15 protein-coding genes are annotated in these 18658 nt (G+C 68.1%); 9 read left to right on the top strand and 6 right to left on the bottom strand.

Annotation, left to right across the window (positions count from 1 at the left end; all coding sequences use genetic code 11):
- Nucleotides 1-100 precede the first annotated feature (100 nt).
- On the top strand, nucleotides 101-295 hold the full coding sequence (locus A5758_RS05015; RefSeq protein ID WP_066952295.1) for a ferredoxin: 195 nt from the start codon (nucleotides 101-103) through the stop codon (nucleotides 293-295).
- Here A5758_RS05015 and A5758_RS05010 read toward each other — a convergent pair.
- The gene (locus tag A5758_RS05010; RefSeq protein ID WP_197503758.1) at nucleotides 288-962 is read right to left on the bottom strand and encodes a response regulator transcription factor; all 675 of its coding nucleotides are present in this window, start codon (nucleotides 960-962) and stop codon (nucleotides 288-290) included. The genes A5758_RS05015 and A5758_RS05010 overlap by 8 nt on opposite strands.
- A 36-nt stretch (nucleotides 963-998) precedes the next feature.
- Between A5758_RS05010 and A5758_RS05005 the strand changes: the two genes are divergently transcribed.
- The 5 genes from A5758_RS05005 to A5758_RS04985 all read left to right on the top strand — a co-directional run bounded on the left by A5758_RS05005 (nucleotide 999) and on the right by A5758_RS04985 (nucleotide 8034).
- Nucleotides 999-2291, top strand: a complete 1293-nt coding sequence (locus tag A5758_RS05005) for a sensor histidine kinase KdpD (protein ID WP_231987226.1) — start codon at nucleotides 999-1001, stop codon at nucleotides 2289-2291.
- Between the two features lie 135 nt (nucleotides 2292-2426).
- Nucleotides 2427-3704 carry a cytochrome P450 gene (locus A5758_RS05000; protein ID WP_067737296.1) on the top strand — a complete coding sequence of 426 codons (1278 nt, stop codon included), beginning with the start codon at nucleotides 2427-2429 and terminating at the stop codon, nucleotides 3702-3704.
- Nucleotides 3705-3720: 16 nt separating this feature from the next.
- Nucleotides 3721-4827, top strand: coding sequence for an NDMA-dependent alcohol dehydrogenase (locus A5758_RS04995; protein WP_067737293.1), 1107 nt, complete (start codon nucleotides 3721-3723; stop codon nucleotides 4825-4827).
- Between the two features lie 150 nt (nucleotides 4828-4977).
- Nucleotides 4978-6495, top strand: a complete 1518-nt coding sequence (locus tag A5758_RS04990; protein ID WP_067737290.1) for an aldehyde dehydrogenase — start codon at nucleotides 4978-4980, stop codon at nucleotides 6493-6495.
- Between the two features lie 3 nt (nucleotides 6496-6498).
- Entirely contained in the window at nucleotides 6499-8034 is a 1536-nt protein-coding gene (locus A5758_RS04985) for an AMP-binding protein (protein WP_067737287.1), read from the top strand.
- Here A5758_RS04985 and A5758_RS04980 read toward each other — a convergent pair.
- Nucleotides 8018-8848: an oxidoreductase gene (locus A5758_RS04980; RefSeq protein WP_067737284.1), complete on the bottom strand. Its 831-nt coding sequence runs from the start codon at nucleotides 8846-8848 to the stop codon at nucleotides 8018-8020. The genes A5758_RS04985 and A5758_RS04980 overlap by 17 nt on opposite strands.
- Before the next feature lie 139 nt (nucleotides 8849-8987).
- Here A5758_RS04980 and A5758_RS04975 point away from each other — a divergent pair, with 139 nt between their 5' ends.
- On the top strand, nucleotides 8988-9452 hold the full coding sequence (locus A5758_RS04975; RefSeq protein WP_067204530.1) for a cyclic nucleotide-binding domain-containing protein: 465 nt from the start codon (nucleotides 8988-8990) through the stop codon (nucleotides 9450-9452).
- Nucleotides 9453-9466: 14 nt separating this feature from the next.
- On the opposite strand, the gene A5758_RS04970 is transcribed toward A5758_RS04975, so the two are convergent.
- From A5758_RS04970 to A5758_RS04955, 4 genes are read right to left on the bottom strand one after another with little or no spacing between them, the layout of a single operon-like run.
- Nucleotides 9467-10135 carry a nitroreductase family protein gene (locus tag A5758_RS04970; RefSeq protein WP_067737281.1) on the bottom strand — a complete coding sequence of 223 codons (669 nt, stop codon included), beginning with the start codon at nucleotides 10133-10135 and terminating at the stop codon, nucleotides 9467-9469.
- Nucleotides 10136-10142: 7 nt separating this feature from the next.
- Nucleotides 10143-11672 carry an Hsp70 family protein gene (locus tag A5758_RS04965; RefSeq protein ID WP_067204525.1) on the bottom strand — a complete coding sequence of 510 codons (1530 nt, stop codon included), beginning with the start codon at nucleotides 11670-11672 and terminating at the stop codon, nucleotides 10143-10145.
- A gap of 9 nt (nucleotides 11673-11681) precedes the next feature.
- A complete protein-coding gene (locus A5758_RS04960) occupies nucleotides 11682-13946 on the bottom strand; it encodes a carbon starvation CstA family protein (protein WP_067737278.1) in 2265 nt (754 codons plus the stop codon).
- A 39-nt stretch (nucleotides 13947-13985) separates the two neighbouring features.
- The gene (locus A5758_RS04955; RefSeq protein WP_067737275.1) at nucleotides 13986-15515 is read right to left on the bottom strand and encodes an ATP-dependent DNA ligase; all 1530 of its coding nucleotides are present in this window, start codon (nucleotides 15513-15515) and stop codon (nucleotides 13986-13988) included.
- A gap of 110 nt (nucleotides 15516-15625) precedes the next feature.
- Between A5758_RS04955 and A5758_RS04950 the strand changes: the two genes are divergently transcribed.
- Both A5758_RS04950 and A5758_RS04945 read left to right on the top strand, forming a co-directional pair.
- A complete protein-coding gene (locus tag A5758_RS04950) occupies nucleotides 15626-16384 on the top strand; it encodes an SDR family NAD(P)-dependent oxidoreductase (protein ID WP_067204519.1) in 759 nt (252 codons plus the stop codon).
- A gap of 108 nt (nucleotides 16385-16492) precedes the next feature.
- Nucleotides 16493-18658: an acyl-CoA dehydrogenase gene (locus tag A5758_RS04945; RefSeq protein WP_067737272.1), complete on the top strand. Its 2166-nt coding sequence runs from the start codon at nucleotides 16493-16495 to the stop codon at nucleotides 18656-18658.

The following is an 18658-nucleotide window of genomic DNA, read 5'->3' as shown; positions in this document are numbered from 1 at the left end:
CGCCTAGGGCTGAAAGGCCCTGGACTAGCTGGCCCGGCCAGGCCACATCTGGCGCGTGCGGACCGTCCGCGGTGCCCCTGAGGGGCCGATACTGGCGGTCATGCGCATCACCGTCGACTACGACCTGTGCGAGGGGCATGGGCAGTGCCTGCTGGCCGCCCCCGACGTGTTCGACATTCCCGACGGTGCCGAACAGGTGGTGGTGCTCGAGCCGGACCCGCCCGAAGCCGACCGCGAACGGGTGATTCGGGCGGCCGCGATGTGCCCCGCGCAGGCGATCCGGATCCTCAACTGATCCGGCCGGTTTCGGCGACGTCATCGAGCAACCGGTAGCGCCCGGCCAGGGCGGCAGCGGCGATGCGGTTGTTGACTCCAAGTTTGTGCAGCAGCGCGGCGACCATGCGTTTGGCGGTGCGCTCCGACACCAGCATCCGCTGGGCGATGTCGCCGGTCTCCATGCCCGTCGCGAGCAGCGTCCACAGTTGGAAATCCTGCGCGCTGAGGCTGTTCAGCAGCTCGGACGGCGGCTTGCGGGTGTTGCTCAGCAGCGCATCGAGCAGGGCGCCGTCGACGACCCGCAACCCCTCCGCAATCGTCCATAGCGGCCCCGCCAGCGACTCCGGCCTGGCGGTTTTGGGCAGAAAACCGTCGGCTCCGGCCCGCAACGCCTCTTCGGCCAGCCCCAGGTCGTCGGTCCCCGAAAGCGCCAGGATCCGGGTCTTCGGGTGGCGCGCCTTGATGTGCCGGATGGCGGCGACCCCGCCCAGGGGCGGCATCGACAGGTCGATGATCGCGACATCGGCGTCGCAGCGGGCCACCAGGTCGGCGGCCTCTTCCACGTACGTCGTCTGGCCGCCGACGGTGAACAGTTCGCCCCATTCGCGGGTGAGCAACAGGGCCAGGCCCTGCGCAAACAGCTCATGGTCGTCCACGATCACCACGACGTACGGCGAGCGAGTCATTGCCGCGATGCTAACCCAAACTCTATGGTCAGCTGGGTGAGACCGCTCGATCGAACAACGTCGGACTTCGACGGCGAGGACTACGGGCTGGCCCGCACCGTCGTCGCGGTACGGGTCGCCGTGGTCATCTCAATCGGCGTGCTGCTGGCGATCGGACCCCAGTGGGTCCGGCAGCACACCGCGGCCACGGTCGCGGTGTTGGGCGCCGCGATGCTTTACGCGGCCGTCGTGATGGCCTATCCGCAGCTGGAGGTGCGGCGCACCCGGTACTCGTGGCTGGTAACCGGCTTCGATTCGGCGTTCACGCTGGCGCTCATCGCCTTGAGCGGCGGCGTCTACAGCCCGGTGGTCGCGGTGCTGGCGCTGGCCGTCATCGCCTCGGCGGCGCGGCTGTCATTCAGCGAAACCTTGTTGGTCGCAATCCTTTTGGGTGCCGCCTATGTTCCGGTGGCGCTGACGTCGTCGCCCAGACTTCCGGTCGCCGCGGCTCCGGCCCTACAGGCGGGGTGGTCGGCGGTGTATCTGATCTTCGTCGCGATCATCACCGCGGGGCTCTCCGCGCTCGCCGAACGCGAACACCGCTCCCGGGTGCGGGCGCTGGTAGAGGCCGAGGCCGAACACGCCGCCGCCGAAGAGGAACGCGACCTGCGGGCGCGCCTGCTGCGCTCATACCAGTCGCAACAGGACGGACTTCAGGTGCTGGTGCACGAATTCCGCACTCCCGTGACGTCTTTGGAGGCGCTGACCGAGGCACTGACTTCGCAGCGGGCAATGTCGCAGGCCGACCGGGAAACCAGTCTGCATCTGGTGGCCCGCCACGTCCACCACCTCGCCGACATGCTCGACGCGCTCTCCGACGTCGCGCTGAGTCGCCGCCCGACATTCTCGACTGGCCGGGTCCGTCGCGTCGACGTGGCCGACCTCATCGTTGCCGCCGCCGACGCTGTCGGTCTGGCGGCGCCGCGGTTGCGGCTGAGCGTCAGCGGCGACGTCGGCGCCGTGGCCGTGAACGCCCAAGGGCTGCGCCGGCTGCTGACCAACCTCCTGGAGAACGCCTCCCGGCACGGCCGGCGGGAACCGGTCGACGTCACGTGCTCGCGGGAAGGCGACGAGTTGGTCTGCACCGTGGCCGACCGCGGGCCGGGCATCCCGGCTGACAGCCTGGGCGAGCTGACCACCAAGTACGTCAGCGTCGGCGGCCAACGTGGCACCGCCGGGCTCGGCCTGTGGATTGTGCAGCAGATCGCCGAAGCGATGGGCGGCCGGGTCGACTTCGCCGCGCGCGACGGTGGCGGCCTGGTCGCCACCTTCCGCGCACCGGTGGCCTGATCGCCGGTTCCATGCGCTGGCCCGCGCAGGCCAGTGTTTGGCACTCGCGCCTGTGCCGCGCCGCCACCGCGCTGACCAGCATGGGTTTAACCGCGGTGACGTGCACCACTGCCCACCGCCAGAAAGGGCTCCCCAATGACCACCGCACCCACGACCGCGCCTACCCATAAAGACATCGACCTGAGCGCCCGCGAGTTCTGGGCGAAACCCCCCGAAGAGCGGGACGCCGCCTTCGCCGTCCTGCGCGCGGAGAACCCCGTGCCGTGGAGCCGCCCCGCGGAGTCGGATCTGCTGCCCCCCGAGCTCAACACCAGGGGCTTCTGGTCGCTGACCAAACAAGAGGACATCCGGATGGCCAGCCGCCACCCGGAGATCTTCTCCTCGGCGCAGGGCATCACCATGGAGGACTTCGCCCCCGAGGCGGTGGAGATCGCCCAGTCGTTCATCGCCATGGACGCCCCGCGGCACACCCAGCTGCGCGGAATCACGACGGAGGCCTTCAAGCCCAAGAACGTTCGCCGCTTGGAAGGCTGGATCCGCGGCCACGCCCATGACCTGGTCAGCGAGATGGCGCACCTGGGTGAGGGTGACTTCGTGCAACTCGTGTCGGTCAAGCTGCCCGGCCGCATTTTCGGCAGCTTCTTCGGCCTGCCCGAAGGCGAACTGCGTGACCAGGCCGTCAGCGCCGCGCAGCGGCTCGTGGGCTGGACAGACCCGAACATCCGCGGCGAGCAGAGCGAACTCGAACTGTTCATGGGCGCCGTGATGGACCTGCACGCCGTGGCGACCGTCTTGATCCCCGAGCGGCGGGCCAACCCCGGCGACGACCTGATGACCTGGATGGTGCAGGCCGAGTTCGACGGCAAGAAGATGACCGACGACGAGCTGAAGGCCTTCTTCGTTTTGATGGGTGTCGCGTCCAACGACACCACGCGGCACGCCTCGGCCCACGCCATCGCCGCCCTCTCGAAATTCCCCGACCAGCGCGCGCTGCTCGTCGAGGACGTCGAGGGCCGGGTCGGCACCGCCGTCGAGGAGGTGTTGCGCTGGGGGTCGCCGCTGCTGCACATGCGCCGCACCGCCACCCAGGACATCACCGTGCGCGGCTCGGAGATCAAGGCCGGCGACAAGGTGGTGCTGTGGTACTACTCGGGCAACCGCGACGAGGACGTCTTCGAAGACCCCCACTCGTTCAACATCCTGCGAAACCCGAATCCGCACATCGCCTTCGGTGGTGGCGGTCCGCACTTCTGCCTGGGCGCGGCGCTGGCACGCACCATGCTCAAGGCGTTGCTGACCGAGGTCTACACGCGCATCCCGGATATCTCGGCGCCGCAGCCCAACTACGCGCTGGCCAACTTCATCAACGGTGTCAACAGCCTGCCGGCGACCTGGACACCCGAGAAGCGCTGAATTCAAGGAGTTTTCGATGAAAACGAAAGCAGCGGTGCTGTGGGGGCTGCACCAGAAGTGGGAGGTCGAAGAGGTCGACCTCGACGGGCCTAAGGAGAACGAGGTCCTGGTCAAGATGGCCGCCGCCGGGCTGTGCCACTCCGATGACCACCTGATCACCGGCGACATGCCGATGCAGCTACCGGTCGTCGGTGGGCATGAGGGCGCCGGCGTCGTCGTCGATGTCGGCCCGGGTGTCACCGAAGTCGCCGAAGGCGATTCAGTTGCGCTGAGCTTCATCCCCGCCTGCGGCCGCTGCGAACCGTGTTCGCGTGGCATGAGCAACCTGTGCGTGCTCGGCGCCGCCATCATCGCGGGACCGCAACTCGACGGCACCTTCCGATTCCACGCGAAAGGCCAAGCGCTGGGTCAAATGTGCGTGCTGGGAACGTTCTCCGAATACACGGTGGTGCCACTGGCATCGGTGATCAAGGTCGATCCTTCCACCGCGCTGGACACCGCCGCCCTGGTGGGGTGCGGCGTCACCACCGGCTACGGCAGCATGGTGCGCACCGGCGAAGCGCGTGACGGCGACACCGTGGTGGTCATGGGTGTGGGCGGGATCGGCATGAACGCGGTGCAAGGCGCGCGGATCTCTGGGGCACGCGTGATCGTCGCGCTGGATCCCGTGGAGTACAAGCGGGGCCGTTCACTGGAGTTCGGCGCCACCCACACCGCGGCGACGGTCGACGAGGCCCAAGCCCTGATCACCGACCTGACGCGCGGCCAGATGGCTGACGTCTGCGTGGTCAGCACCGACACGGCTGAAGGCGCGTATGTGGCTCAGGCGCTGAGCCTGGTCGGCAAGCGCGGCAGGGTGGTGATGACCGCGATCCCGCACCCGACCGACACGTCCGTCGCCATGTCGCTCTTCGATTTGACCCTGTACGAAAAGCAGGTTCGCGGTTCGCTTTTCGGATCGTCCAATCCCCGGCACGACATACCCCGAATGCTCGACCTGTACCGCGCCGGGCGGCTGAAGCTCGACGAGCTCGTCACCCGGGAATACACCCTCGACGAGATCAACACCGGCTACGCCGACCTGCACGCCGGGGTCAATCTCCGCGGGCTGATCCGGTTCTGAAGCGGCCATGAGCCTCATCACCATCGTCGTCATTATCGCTGCCCCGCTGGGCATCCCGGCCGGGGTCAGCGCCGCGCACCACGCCGCCGGCCGATGGAGGAGTTTCGCACATTGGCGCCGCCGGACCCGATGACTAGAGGCAAGGAAGACATGACTGACATTCCGCACTACCCGATGTACATCGACGGGCGGTGGCGCGACGCGTCAAGCAGCTTGGAGGTGCGCGATCCCGCGACGAACCGATTGGTTGCGACCGTTGCGCGGGGCGATGTGACTATGGCCGACGAGGCCGTCGCGGCGGCAAAGGCTGCACATGCCTCCGGCGTCTGGCGGTTGACGCCCGCGGCGGAACGCGCCCGCATCCTCGATGCGATCGCGGACAACCTCGCCGCGCGGTTCGACGAGTTGACGGTCCTGCAGGTACGCGAAAACGGTGCAACCGCACGGTCCGCGGGCGCTTTTCTCCTGGGCTACTCGATCGCCCACCTGAAATACTTCGCGTCGTTGGCGCGCTCGTATGCGTTCGAGGAGAGCGGAGCCTTGATCGAAGCGCCCACGCTGGCCGCCGGCGTTCTTCGTCGCGAGCCGGTGGGTGTGTGCGCCGGCATCGTGCCGTGGAACTTCCCGTTGCTGCTGGCGGTATGGAAGCTGGGGCCCGCATTGGCGGCCGGCAACACGATCGTGCTCAAGCCCGACGACCAGACTCCGCTGACGTTGCTCGAATTGGCCAGGGCGGCGGACGAAGTCGGGCTGCCGGCGGGTGTGCTGAACGTGATCACCGGGCCGGGGCCCGTGGTCGGCGCCCGGCTCGCCGAGCACCCCGATGTGCGCAAGGTAGCCTTCACCGGCTCAACCGAAGTCGGTAAGACCGTGATGCGCGCCGCCGCCGCCAACGTCAAGCGGGTCACCCTCGAGTTGGGTGGCAAGGGCGCCAACATCGTCTGCGACGACGCCGACCTGGATTTGGCGGTCGACGGCACGCTGTTCGGATTCTTGCTGATGTGCGGGCAGGCCTGCGAGTCCGGCACCCGGCTGGTGCTGCACGCGTCAATTCACGACGAGTTCGTGCGAAGGCTGGTCGCCCGCGCGTCCACGCTCGTCGTGGGTAATCCGATGGACCCGACCACCGACGTTGGCCCGCTGATTTCCGCCAAACAGAAAGCCCGAGTGGAGAAGTACATCGCGCTGGGGCAAGAGGAGGGCTGCAAGATCGCATTCCAGGGCACGGTCCCCACCGAGTCCGAACTCGCCGACGGCCATTGGGTCGCGCCCACGATCCTGACCGGCGCCACCAACGACATGCGGGTGGCCCGGGAGGAGATCTTCGGGCCGGTGCTCGTGGTGATCAAATGCGCAGACGACGCCGAGGCGGCCGCGATCGCCAACGACAGCGAGTACGGACTGTCCGCGGGGGTGTGGAGCACAGACAATGAACGCGCGCTGGCGATCGCCCGCGAGTTGGAATCCGGAACGGTGTGGATCAACGACTGGCACATGGTCAATGCGATGTTCCCCTTCGGCGGCATGAAGCAAAGCGGTCTGGGGCGCGAGCTCGGGCCCGGTGCCCTCGACGAGTACACCGAGCAAAAGTTCGTGCATGTCGACATGACCAATGACCGCGCCAAGCGGGTTTATCCCGTTGTCGTGTCGGCCGCGGCGACCGCCTGATCGATGTACCCGGGTACCCACGCAGACGGTGGTCCTCATCGCCCCGCCGTCGTCCTCGCCGAGACCGGGCAGGTGTTGACCTACCGGCAACTCGACGACAACTCCGCCTCGCTGGCGCGGGTGCTGCACGACGCCGGGCTCCGCCGTGGCGATGTCGTCGCACTGCTGTCCGACAACGCCGCGGAAGCCTTCGAGGTGTACTGGGCGACGCAACGATCCGGCCTGTACATCACCGCCGTCAATCACCACCTCACGGCGCAGGAGGCCGGCTACATCGTGCGTGACTCGGGTGCACGCGCGCTGATCGCGTCGGCTGCGCTGGCCGCCCTCGCCGCCGAAGTCGCCGCGCAGGCCGACGGCGCCGGCCTGCGCCTGGCGTTCGGCGGCGACGTTCCCGGTTTCGATTGCTACGAAACCGCTCTCGCCGAGGCCGGCCCCCGCCTGCAAGCCGAACCGTCGGGCGCCGTCATGCTGTATTCCTCCGGCACAACGGGATTCCCGAAGGGTGTCAAGCCGCCGCTGCCAGACCGGCGGATCGACGAACCGGGAGATCCGATCCTGGCCATGGCCAGCCATTTCTACGGGATCGAAGCCACCGACGTCTATCTGTCTCCGGCGCCCGTCTACCATGCCGCACCCCTGCGATGGTGCGGCATGGTGCAGGCGCTCGGTGGAACGGTGGTGCTGGCCAACAAGTTCGACGCCGAAGCCACCCTGCGCTACATCGAGCACTACCGGGTCACCGTCGCGCAGCTGGTTCCGACCATGTTCATCCGGCTACTCAAACTGGATCAGACCATCCGGCGCCGTTATGACCTGTCGAGCCTGCGGATGCTCATGCACTCCGCCGCGCCCTGCCCGATCGATGTCAAACGGGCGATGATCGACTGGCTCGGCCCGATCATCTACGAGTTCTACGGCTCGACCGAGGCGCACGGCTTGACGTTCATCGACTCCGAGCGGTGGCTCACCCACGCCGGTTCGGTGGGGCAAAGCGTGCTCGGGGCGCTGCACATCTGCGATGACGATGGAAACGAGTTGCCCGTCGGTGCCGTCGGCACGGTGTACTTCGAACGCGACCATCTACCGTTCGTGTACCACAACGATCCCGACAAAACCGCCGCGGCCTGCCACCCGCAACATCCATTCTGGACGACCGTCGGCGACCTCGGTTACGTCGACCCCGACGGCTTCCTTTACCTCACCGACCGGAAGTCGTTCATGATCATCTCCGGCGGGGTCAACATCTACCCGCAGGAAGTCGAGAACGCCCTGGCCCTGCACCCCGCGGTGCTCGATGTCGCCGTGATCGGCGTGCCTCACCCCGAGATGGGTGAGGAGGTCAAAGCGTTCGTGCAGCTGGTGCCCGGGGTGAGTGGAACCGATTCCCTCTCAGCAGATCTCGTCGACTATGTCCGCGACCGGATCGCCCACTACAAGGCGCCCCGTTCGGTCGAGTTCGTCGACGACCTGCCCCGGACCCCGACCGGAAAACTCGCGAAAAACAAGCTGCGACAGCAGGTTACGGTCCGAAGTTAGTGCCGCTCGTGAGCTGTTCCCATTTCGCGATCTCGCCGGAGCGGGCGTCCGCGACGTAGCGGTAGAAGGCCAGGGCGTCGGGGCCGAGCAGCAGGAATCCTGGGGGCTCGCTCGACTCGACCGCCGCGATGATTGCGGTGGCCGCCTTGGCGGGGTCACCGGCCTGGTTGCCGTGCATGGTGTCGTTCTCCTTGCGGCGTTGGCCGGCGGTGTCCGCGTAGTCGTCGATGACGGTGGCCGACTGGACGAGCGAGCGCCCGGCGAAATCGGTGCGGAACGCGCCGGGCTCGACGATGGTCACCGAGATGCCCAGCGGGGCAAGCTCACCGCGCAGCGCGCCGCTCATGCCTTCGATGGCGGCTTTGGCCGCCGCGTAGTAGCCGGAGCCCACCGGAGTCACCGTTGCGCCGATCGAGGAGATGTTGACGATCGCGCCGCTGCGGCGTGCCCGCATGCCGGGCAGGACGGCCTTGATCATGGCGACGGTGCCGAAGAAGTGCGTCTCGAACAGCGTGCGCACGTCGGCGTCGTCGCCTTCTTCCACGGCGGCGCGGTAACCGTAGCCGGCATTGTTGACCAGGACGTCCGGGACGCCGAAACGGTCGTGGGCCTCGCGCACCGCCGAGGCGACCTGCGCGGGGGCGGTGACGTCGAGGACGACGGCGAGTACCCGCTCGGGCGCGGCCGAGGCCAGGTCGGCGACCTTCTTGACATCGCGCGCGGTGACGACGGCGTTGTGACCGGCCCCGATGACGGCCTCGGCGAGCGCTCGACCGAGTCCGGTCGAGCAGCCGGTGATGAACCAGGTGGACATGCGGATGGCTCCTTCTCGCCGAGACGCAGTACGGGGCTATGCCGTGGCGATTCTTCTCTTCGATCGCCGAACGTGGGGCTTCATAATCAACTATCGTCCGTCTTAAGCAATTAATCGGCACCGGTGAAGGAAACAGTTAGTGAGGACGCTAGAGGGCGTTCTGGCCAGACACCCGTTCTTCCGCGGGATGGACCCGCGCTATGTGCAGTTGGCGGTCGGGTGTGCGGCAAACCTGCGCTTCAGCGCGGGTGAGTTGATCTTCCGCGAGGGCCAGCCCGCTGATCACTTCTACCTCATCCGCGCCGGCAGGATCGCGCTCGAAACCCCCGCTCTGGGCCGTGGCAGCTTGACGGTGCAGACGCTCGGAGACGGAGACATCCTTGGATGGTCGTGGTTGGTGCCACCGTACAACTGGCGGTTCGACGCGCGTGCGGTCGAGACGACGCGCGCCATCGGTTTCGACGGCAAATGCCTGCGCGGCAAGTGCGAAGAGGACCACGAACTGGGGTACGAGCTGCAGAAGCGTGTGATCGCGGTTCTCGGAGAGCATCTCGATGCGACAAGGTTCCGGCTTTTGGACATCTATGCCGATGTCATCGAATAGGGACGGACAGCCCCTCAGCCCTCGAATGCCGGACCGTCGAAGCGGTCGCGAGTGATGAATTCCGCGACCGGGCGGCGGCGCAGCTTGGTCGGCTGGCGCACCGGTTTGCCCAGGGGCACAACCGCGGCGAGCGCGTGCAGGTCGGGGATTCCCAGCAGCCGGCGGACCTCGTCCTCGGCCGCGATGGCCATGGTTGTGATGGTGCCGCCGTACCCCTCGCTGCGGGCGGCCAGCAGAATGTTCCAGATCAGCGGGTAGACCGACGCGCCGCCGGCCAGGCCGACGCGGTCCAGGTCCTGATCGATGGATGCGACGACGGTCAAGTCGACCGAAACAACAAGAACGACCGGCGCTTTCGCGATTGGCGCGACGAAGGTGTCGGGGATCTCGGTCTGGTCGATGACGTCCTGCGGCACGCCGCTGGGATGGATTGAATTCCAAGGGTTTTCACCCGCCTGCAGCTGGGCGAAGTAGCGCCGGGCTGCCGTCACGCCCAGCTCGGCGAGGCGGCGACGGGTGTCCGGGTCACGCACCACGGTGATGTGGGCGCCCTGCCGGTTGCCTCCGCTCGGGGCGAACCGGGCGTTGTCGAAGATGCGCCACAACACCTCGTCGGGCACCGGGTCGTCGTCGGTGAAGTCGCGTGCCGCGAAAGTCGTCCGCATGACTTCGTACAGCTCCATGGCGGCGTCACGCGCTCGCGGAGGCGCGGCGCTCCAGGCGGAAGGTGCGTTTGAACCCGGCCGGCTGCGTCGTCAGGGTCACTTCGACCGCGCCGCTGGGCGCGATGACATAGCGCTCCTCGACATCGGGCCCGTCCCGCCACCGGCCGACCGGCTGGCGCCCGAGGTCGTCGCGCCCGTGCAGGGCCGGGTCGAACGGGAACAGCACCGGATCGTAGGGCGTCACGTCGCCGTCTGGCCGGCCGTTGACCAGGCGGCTGCACTCGACGAACCGGAAGTGGCCGATGTTGTGCGCCGCCCGGTAGGTCCGCTTCACCACCAGCGGGGTGTGCCCATCGGCGGGCAATGAGACGTCCTTGCACACGATCGGGTCGAAGACGACACCGGCGCCCGCCTCGGCCTCGCGGAAAACGCCGAAGTTGCGCGAGAAGCGTTCGGAGAGCGCGAAATCGGATTCCTTGTCGAGGAAGACGGCCAGGCCGATGGCGGTGGCCGCGAAGGGGTGCGGTGAGCGTTTGACCCGCTTGTCGCCGAAGGCGGTGCGCAGCATCCGCGAAACGAGCGGGAAGCTGCCGGCGCCGCCCACGACGTAGATGCCGGCAACCTCCGACCAGGTCACGTCGGTGCCGCCCGGCGCCGGGTTGTGCAGGACGCGTTCGAGCAGCTTCATCGTCTTGTCGACCAGCGGCGCGCAGGCCGCATAGACGTCGTCGACCGGACACGAGAACGGGGGCCGGTCCACCCCGTCGACGCCCGACAGGTCCACCAGGAAGCGGCGCGTCTGCGGCCCCACGGCCTCTTTGCGGGCGGCGCACTCCTCCCGCAGCAGATCGCGGGCCGCGGCGTTGACGCCGGAGAGCCGCGAACCGGCCAGGACGAGGTCGACGATCGCCTCGTCGAAGTCGTCGCCGCCCAGCCGCTGGATGCCCTCACTGATGACGACCTCGTTCGCGTGCCCGGTCATCTTGAGCAGCGACGCGTCGAAGGTGCCGCCGCCCAGGTCATAGATTAGGACGTATTCCCGTTTGGCGGTGATGGTGGAGCGGTACCGGTGCGCGTATTCCAGGCTCGCGGCCGACGGCTCGTTGAGTAGCGCGACGACGTGGAACCCCGCCGCGACGAAGGCGTCCAGTGTCAGCAGGCGCTGGGCACTCGAGGCGTTGGCCGGCACGCTGATTGCGGCCTCGATGGTTTCCCCCGCGGTGAGGCTGGCGTTGGAGTGGCGCAGCAAGTCGCTCTTGAGTTGTGCCAGAAAGCCGGTGAGGAGGTCGGCCAGTCGATGGCTGCGGCCGGCCAGGCTCACCTCGGTTTGGGGCCCGGCCTCGTTGAGCAGACGTTTGAACGATCGCAACACCGACCACCCCGGGTCGTGGCGGACGGCGGCGGCCTCCGCGCCGAACCGCAAGTCCCCGGCGGCGTTGGCCGCGACGATCGACGGCCACGCGTCGACGCCGTCAAACGAGATGACGGGGTAGTTGCCTCGGTCGACGGCCGCAACGACAGTGTGTGTGGTGCCAAAGTCGATGCCGACTCTCATCGCGCAATCTTAGGACCGCGCTGGGGAGTTCGACACGACCTTTTTGGCCGGCGCGTCCCATCGTTTTTGCAACTCCCGCTCGGCGGCGGTGGCGATGAGACCCGACGGCGCAAACCGCTTCGACGGCACCGGCTCATCCTCGGTCAGCGGCCTGCCCGCGCCGCGCATCGCGCCCAGCGCGACGACCACCCCGGTGATCACCACGATGACGACGACAAGCGCGAACAGAACCGACAGCGTGCCCTGGATGAAGGTGTTCCTGATGACGTCGTCGAGTTGATGAACGTTCTTGGCCGACCCGAACGACGTCTTGCCGGCGTTTCTCGCCGCGAGGTATTGGAAGTGCTGCGTCCAGTAACCGACATTGGGATCCGCCGAGAAGATCTTCTGCCACGACGCGGTGAGCGTGACCGCCAAGTCCCACAGCAACGGACTCCCGGGAATCCACGCCCACTTGAGCAGGCCCTTCTTGATGACGATCACGGTGATGACGGTCAGCGCGACGGCGGCCAGCAGCTGGTTGGCGATGCCGAACAGCGGAAACAGGGTATTGATACCGCCCAGCGGATCCGTCACGCCCATCAGCAGGATGCTGCCCCAGGCCGCGGCCACGGCGAGGCTGCAGAGCCAGACGCCCGGCCGCCAGCTCGGGTTGCGCAGTTTGGCCAGCGGGCCGCCGAGGTTGCCGAGTGCGTCGGACAGCATGAACCGCGCGACGCGGGTGCCCGCGTCGACGGCGGTCAGGATGAACAGCGCCTCGAACATGATCGCGAAGTGATACCAGAACGCCTTGAGACCCAGCCCGCCGAAGACCCGCTGCAACACCTCCGACATGCCGACCGCCAGCGTCGGGGCTCCGCCGGTGCGCGACACGATCGACTTTTCTCCCACGCCGGCTGCGGCCCTGGTGAGCTGGTCCGCGGTCGCCGGGGCCCCCGACAGGCCGAGCCGATTGACGTAGTCGGCGGCGGTGGCCGCGGTGCCGCCGGTTTGCGCGGCCGGGGCGTTGAGTGCGAAGTACAGGTGTTGGTCGAGGATCGATGCGCTGATCAGGGCCATGACGGCGACGAACGACTCGGTGAGCATGCCGCCGTACCCGATGAACCGCATCTGGCTTTCCTTCTCCAGCAGCTTGGGCGTCGTCCCCGACGAGATCAGTGCGTGGAATCCGGACAGCGCACCGCACGCGATGGTGATGAACAGGAAGGGGAACAGCGAGCCGGGGAACACCGGCCCGTCGCCGCTGGCGGCGAACCGCGAGATCGCGGGTGCCTGCATGAGCGGGCGGGCCAGGCAGATGCCGACCGCGAGCAGGGCGATGGCGCCGACCTTCATGAATGTGGAGAGATAATCACGTGGGGCCAGCAGCAGCCAGACCGGCAGCACCGAAGCCAGGAAACCGTAGCCGATGATCAGCCACGAAACCGTCACCGGCGAGATGCTCAACCACGTTGCGGCCCAAGGTGTTTCACCGACCCAGTTGCCGGAGGCCACGGCCAGCATCAGCAGCACGAAACCGATGATCGACACCTCCGCGACCCGCCCGGGCCGCAGGAACCGCAGGTAGCACCCCATGAAGAGGGCGATGGGGATGGTCATGCCGATGGAGAACACGCCCCAGGGGCTTTGGGCCAGGCCCCGCACCACCACTAGGGCCAGCACCGCGATGATGATCACCATGATGACGAACGCCCCGACCAGGGCGGCCGCGCCGCCGGTGGCGCCGAGTTCGTCGCGGGCCATCTGGCCCAGGGAACGTCCCCGCCGCCGGGTGGAGATCCACAAGACCAGGTAATCCTGCACCGCGCCGGCGAACACGGCGCCGATGACTATCCAGATGCTGCAGGGCAGATAGCCCATCTGCGCGGCGAGCACCGGGCCGACGAGTGGTCCGGCTCCGGCGATGGCGGCGAAATGATGACCGAACAACACCCGCCGGTCGGTGGGCACATAGTCGGTGCCGTCCTCGAACACTTCGGCCGGCGTGGCGTGATCGTCGCGCGGGCGGACGATTTTCATCTCGATCAGCCGGGCGTAGAACCGGAAGCCGATGAGGTACGTGCAGATCGCCGCGACCACGAACCAGACCGCGTTGACCGCCTCGCCGCGCGCGAACGCGATGATCGCCCAGGCGACCGCACCGATCACGGCGACGGCCCCGAACACAATCTTGTGCCGGACGGTGATGGGGGAGCGGTCGACGATCGCCACGGGGGGTAGCTCGTCGTCGGTGTGGATGTAGCTGACGTCGTCGTCGCGCGCTTTCACTGCCACGGCGGAAACCCTACGCGCGGAAGAAGAACAGCGCTCGACTTAATACAGCGCCCGCACGGCATCGATCGTGTCGGCCTCCGCCGGGCCTTTGTCGTCGCGGTAGCGCACCACCCGGGCGAACCGCAGCGCCACACCGCCGGGGTAGCGCGAGGATTTCTGGACGCCGTCCAACGCCACCTCGACCACCTGCTCGGGCCGCAACCGCACGACGTAACCGTCGGTTCCGCTGACGGCGAGTTCGCTGAACCGCGCGGTCTGCCAGTCCAGCATGGCGTCGGTCATTCCCTTGAAAGTCTTTCCCACCATGACGAATTCACCGGTGGCCGGGTCGCGCGCCCCGAGATGGATGTTGGAGAGCTTGCCGCTTCGGCGCCCCGATCCCCATTCCACCGCGAGCACCACCAGATCCAGCGTGTGCACCGGCTTGACCTTCAGCCAGCCGGCCCCGCGCCGGCCCGCCTGATACGGCGCGTCCGGCGACTTGGCCAGCACGCCTTCGTGGCCGGCGGCCAGTGTCGCGTCCAGGAAGCCCGCGGCGGCGGCGGGGTCGGAGGTCAGCAGCCGGTCCACCCGCTGCGCGGCCGGCACGAGCGCGTCCAGGGCGGCCAGCCGCTCGGCGGTCGGCGCGTCGAGCAGGTCGGCGCCGTCGCGGTGCAAGATGTCGAAGAAGAACACCGAAAGTGGTTGCGCCGCACGGGCCGCGTCCACATCGACCGATCGGCCGAACCGCGACGCGGTGACCTGGAAGCGGTGCGGGGAGTTGTCGGGCCGCAGCGCGATCGCCTCACCGTCGGCGATGAGGTCGCGCACCGGCAGGGCCAGCGTCGCATCCACCACCTCGGGCAGCCGGGCGGTCACGTCGTCAAGGCTTCGGGTGTAGACGGTGACCTCGTCACCGGCCCGGTGGATCTGCACCCGGGCGCCGTCCAGCTTGGCCTCGAAAATGGTTGTGCCGCCGTGGCGTTCGAGCGCATCGGCCACTCCGGTGGCGGTCTGCGCCAGCATCGGGCCGACCGGCCGGCCGACCCGCAGGGCGAACGCGTCAAGCGCCCCGGTCCCGCCGCCCAGGGCGGCGGCCGCCACGGCCGGCAAGTCCCCGCCCAGCATTGCGGCGCGTTGTACCGACGCGACCGGGATGTCGGCGGCCCTGGCCACCGCGTCCGCCATGATCCCCGCCAGCGCGCCCTGGCGCAGCTCCCCGCCGAGCAACCGCACCAGGAAGGCCTGCTCGGTGTCGGTCGCGGCGGCGAACAGTCCCGCCACGAGTTCGGCACGCCGCGCCTGCGAGCCCTTGCCCGACACCGCCCCGATCTCCGAGAAGCCGGCGTCCACACCGGCGACGGTCAACGTCGGCTGCGACGCCGGCGCCGGCCGCGACCGCAACGACGCCCAGCCCACCCCGATCTGGCGCTGGGGCAGCTCACCCGACAGCCAGGAGACCACGATCGCGACCCCGTCGGGGTCGGCCGCCGCGCGGCGCAACAGGTCGGCGATGTGGGCGACCTTGCTCAGCCGTGACGATGTGCCGCCCACGTCAAGTGAGGTCGTCGCGACGTCGAGAAGGAGCACGAAATCAGCTTGGCATGGCTCGCCGACAACCCTCCCCGACGGACACGCTAGCGTGCCTACGTAACGTTACAGATTGCAAGAGATCTGACAACCCGAAAGGAAGGGTCCGGATGGAGATCAACGGGAAGAAGGTCGTCGTCATCGGCGGCGCGTCGGGGATGGGTCGTGCCTCCGCGGAGCTGCTGACCGAGCGCGGGGCGGAGGTCGCCATCCTCGACCGCGAGGGTTCCGACGGCAAGACCGTGGCCGAAGCCATCGGCGGGGCGTTCTATCCGGTCGACGTCACCGACTTCAAGGGCACCGAGGAGACGCTGCAGACCGCCGTCGACAAACTGGGCGGCCTGCACGTCATCATCACCACCGCGGGCGGCGGCATTGCCAAGCGGACGATGACCAAGTCCGGCCCCCATGACCTCGAGTCCTTCCAATCAGTGATCGATCTCAACCTGATCGCCACCTTCAACATCAGCCGGCTGGCCGCCGCGCACATGGCCAAGAACGAGCCCGAGGACGAAGAGCGCGGGGTCATCATCAACACCGCTTCGATCGCGGCCTTCGAGGGTCAGATCGGGCAGGTCGCCTACACCGCCGCCAAGGCCGGCATCGCCGGCATGTGCCTGACCATGGCCCGCGACCTGGGCTCCCTGGGAATTCGTGTGCTGGCGATCGCACCCAGCCTGTTCGCCACCGGATTGACACAGGGGATTCCGGACGAATTCGCGTCGGCGCTCACCAAGGACGCCGCCTTCCCCAAGCGTCTCGGCAGGCCGATCGAGTACGCCAAGCTGGTGGCGGCCATCGTGGAGAACCCGATGCTCAACGGCCAGTGCCTGCGGCTGGACGCCGGACAGCGGTTCGCGCCCAAGTAGCCACCCCCACGGGTCGCCCTCCTCGCATTAAGTACACTCTTTAGGCAGCCGCCCCGCTTCCCCTCGAAGCGGGGCCGGCTACCCAGCCGGTAGCGAGGAGGGCCCCTCATGGGTATCGCACTGACCGACGACCACCGTGAACTCGCCGAGGTCGCGCGCGGGTTCCTGACCTCGCAGAAGGCTCGCTGGGCGGCGCGGTCCCTGCTCGACGCCGCCGAGGAATCCCGGCCGCCGTTCTGGCAGAACCTCGTCGAGCTGGGCTGGCTCGGCCTGCACGTCGACGAAGAATACGGCGGATCCGGTTTCGGTCTGCCCGAACTCGTGGTGGTGGTCGAGGAACTCGGCCGCGCCGTCGCGCCCGGGCCGTTCGTGCCGACCGTCATCGCCTCGGCAGTGATCGCCAAAGACGGTAGCGCCGAACAGAAGTCGCGGCTGCTGCCCGGGCTGATCGACGGGACCGTCACCGCGGGCATCGGCCTGAACGGCGAGGTGCAACTCAAAAACGGGATCGCCGACGGTGACGCCGGAATCGTGCTCGGCGCCGGGCTGGCCGAGCTGCTGCTGATCACCGCGGGCGAAGACGTGCTGCTGCTGGAGCGCGATCGCGCCGGCGTGTCGGTCGAGGTGCCGAACAACTTCGACCCGACCCGGCGCTCCGGACGGGTCCGACTGGAGAACGTGAACGTCAGCGCCGACGACGTCGTGGTGGGCGCGCGGGCATCGGCGCTGGCCCGGGCGCGGACGCTGCTGGCCGCCGAGGCGGTGGGTGGCGCGGCGGACTGCGTGGACGCCTCCGTGGACTACGCCAAGGTGCGGCAGCAGTTCGGGCGCACCATCGCCACTTTCCAAGCGGTGAAGCATCATTGCGCGAACATGCTGGTGGCATCCGAGGCCGGGGTCGCAGCGGTGTGGGATGCCTCGCGCGCGGCGTCCGAGGACGAAAACCAGTTCCAGCTGGCCGCCGCGGTCGCCGCGGCCCTGGCTTTCCCCGCCTATGCACGCAACGCTGAGCTGAACATTCAGGTGCATGGCGGCATCGGTTTCACCTGGGAGCACGACGCGCATCTGCATCTGCGCCGCGCGCTGGTGATCGCGGCGCTGTTCGGCGGTGACGCGCCGGCCCGGGATGTCTTCGAGCGCACGGCCGCCGGCGCCAAGCGGGAGAACAGCCTGGATCTGCCGCCCGAGGCCGAACAATTGCGCACCCGGATCCATGCCGACGCCGCCGAGATCGCCGCCCTGGACAAAACAGCGCAACGCGACAAGCTGATCGAGACGGGTTACGTCATGCCGCACTGGCCCAAGCCGTGGGGTCGCGCCGCCGACGCGGTCGAGCAGCTGGTGATCGAGGAGGAGTTCCGAGCGGCCGGCATCAAGCGGCCCGATTACTCGATCACCGGGTGGGTGATCCTGACCCTGATCCAGCACGGAACCGATTGGCAGATCGAGAGATTCGTGGAAAAGGCGCTGCGCCAAGAGGAGATCTGGTGCCAGTTGTTCTCCGAACCCGAGGCCGGCTCCGACGCGGCATCGGTCAGGACCCGCGGCACCCGGGTGGACGGCGGCTGGAAGATCAACGGGCAGAAGGTCTGGACCAGCGGGGCCCAGTATTGCGCGCGCGGCCTGGCCACCGTCCGCACCGACCCGGAAGCTCCTAAGCACGCCGGCATCACCACCGTCATCATCGACATGAAGGGCCCGGGCGTCGAGGTGCGGCCGTTGCGGCAGATCACCGGTGGCTCGGAATTCAACGAGGTGTTCTTCAACGACGTGTTCGTTCCCGACGAGGACGTCGTCGGGACGCCCAACTCGGGGTGGACGGTCGCCCGTGCGACGCTGGGCAACGAGCGAGTGAGCATCGGTGGCAGCGGATCGTTCTACGAGGGCTTGGCGTCCACCCTGGTGCAGCTCGCTCAGCAGCAGTCGGATCGCTTGGCGGGCGCGCCGATTCGGATCGGATCCTTCCTCGCCGACGATCACGCGCTCCGGCTGCTGAACCTGCGCCGCGCCGCGCGCAGCGTCGAGGGAGCCGGGCCCGGCCCGGAAGGCAACATCACCAAGCTGAAGCTGGCCGAACACATGGTGGACGGCGCCGCGATCTGGGCGGCGCTGGCCGGACCGGAGGTCGCACTCATGGACGGGCCCGGCGCGGTGGTGGGCCGGCTGGCGATGGGAGCGCGCGGCATGGCGATCGCCGGCGGCACCTCGGAGGTCACCCGCAATCAGATCGCCGAGCGGATCCTCGGTATGCCGCGCGACCCGCTGATCAACTAG

The sequence above is a fragment of the Mycobacterium sp. 852014-50255_SCH5639931 genome, assembly GCF_001665605.1.
GTDB classification, from domain to species: Bacteria; Actinomycetota; Actinomycetes; order Mycobacteriales; family Mycobacteriaceae; genus Mycobacterium; species Mycobacterium paraffinicum.
Note: the sequence above shows the minus strand (reverse complement) of the source record. Positions and strands in the feature narration are given on the sequence as shown.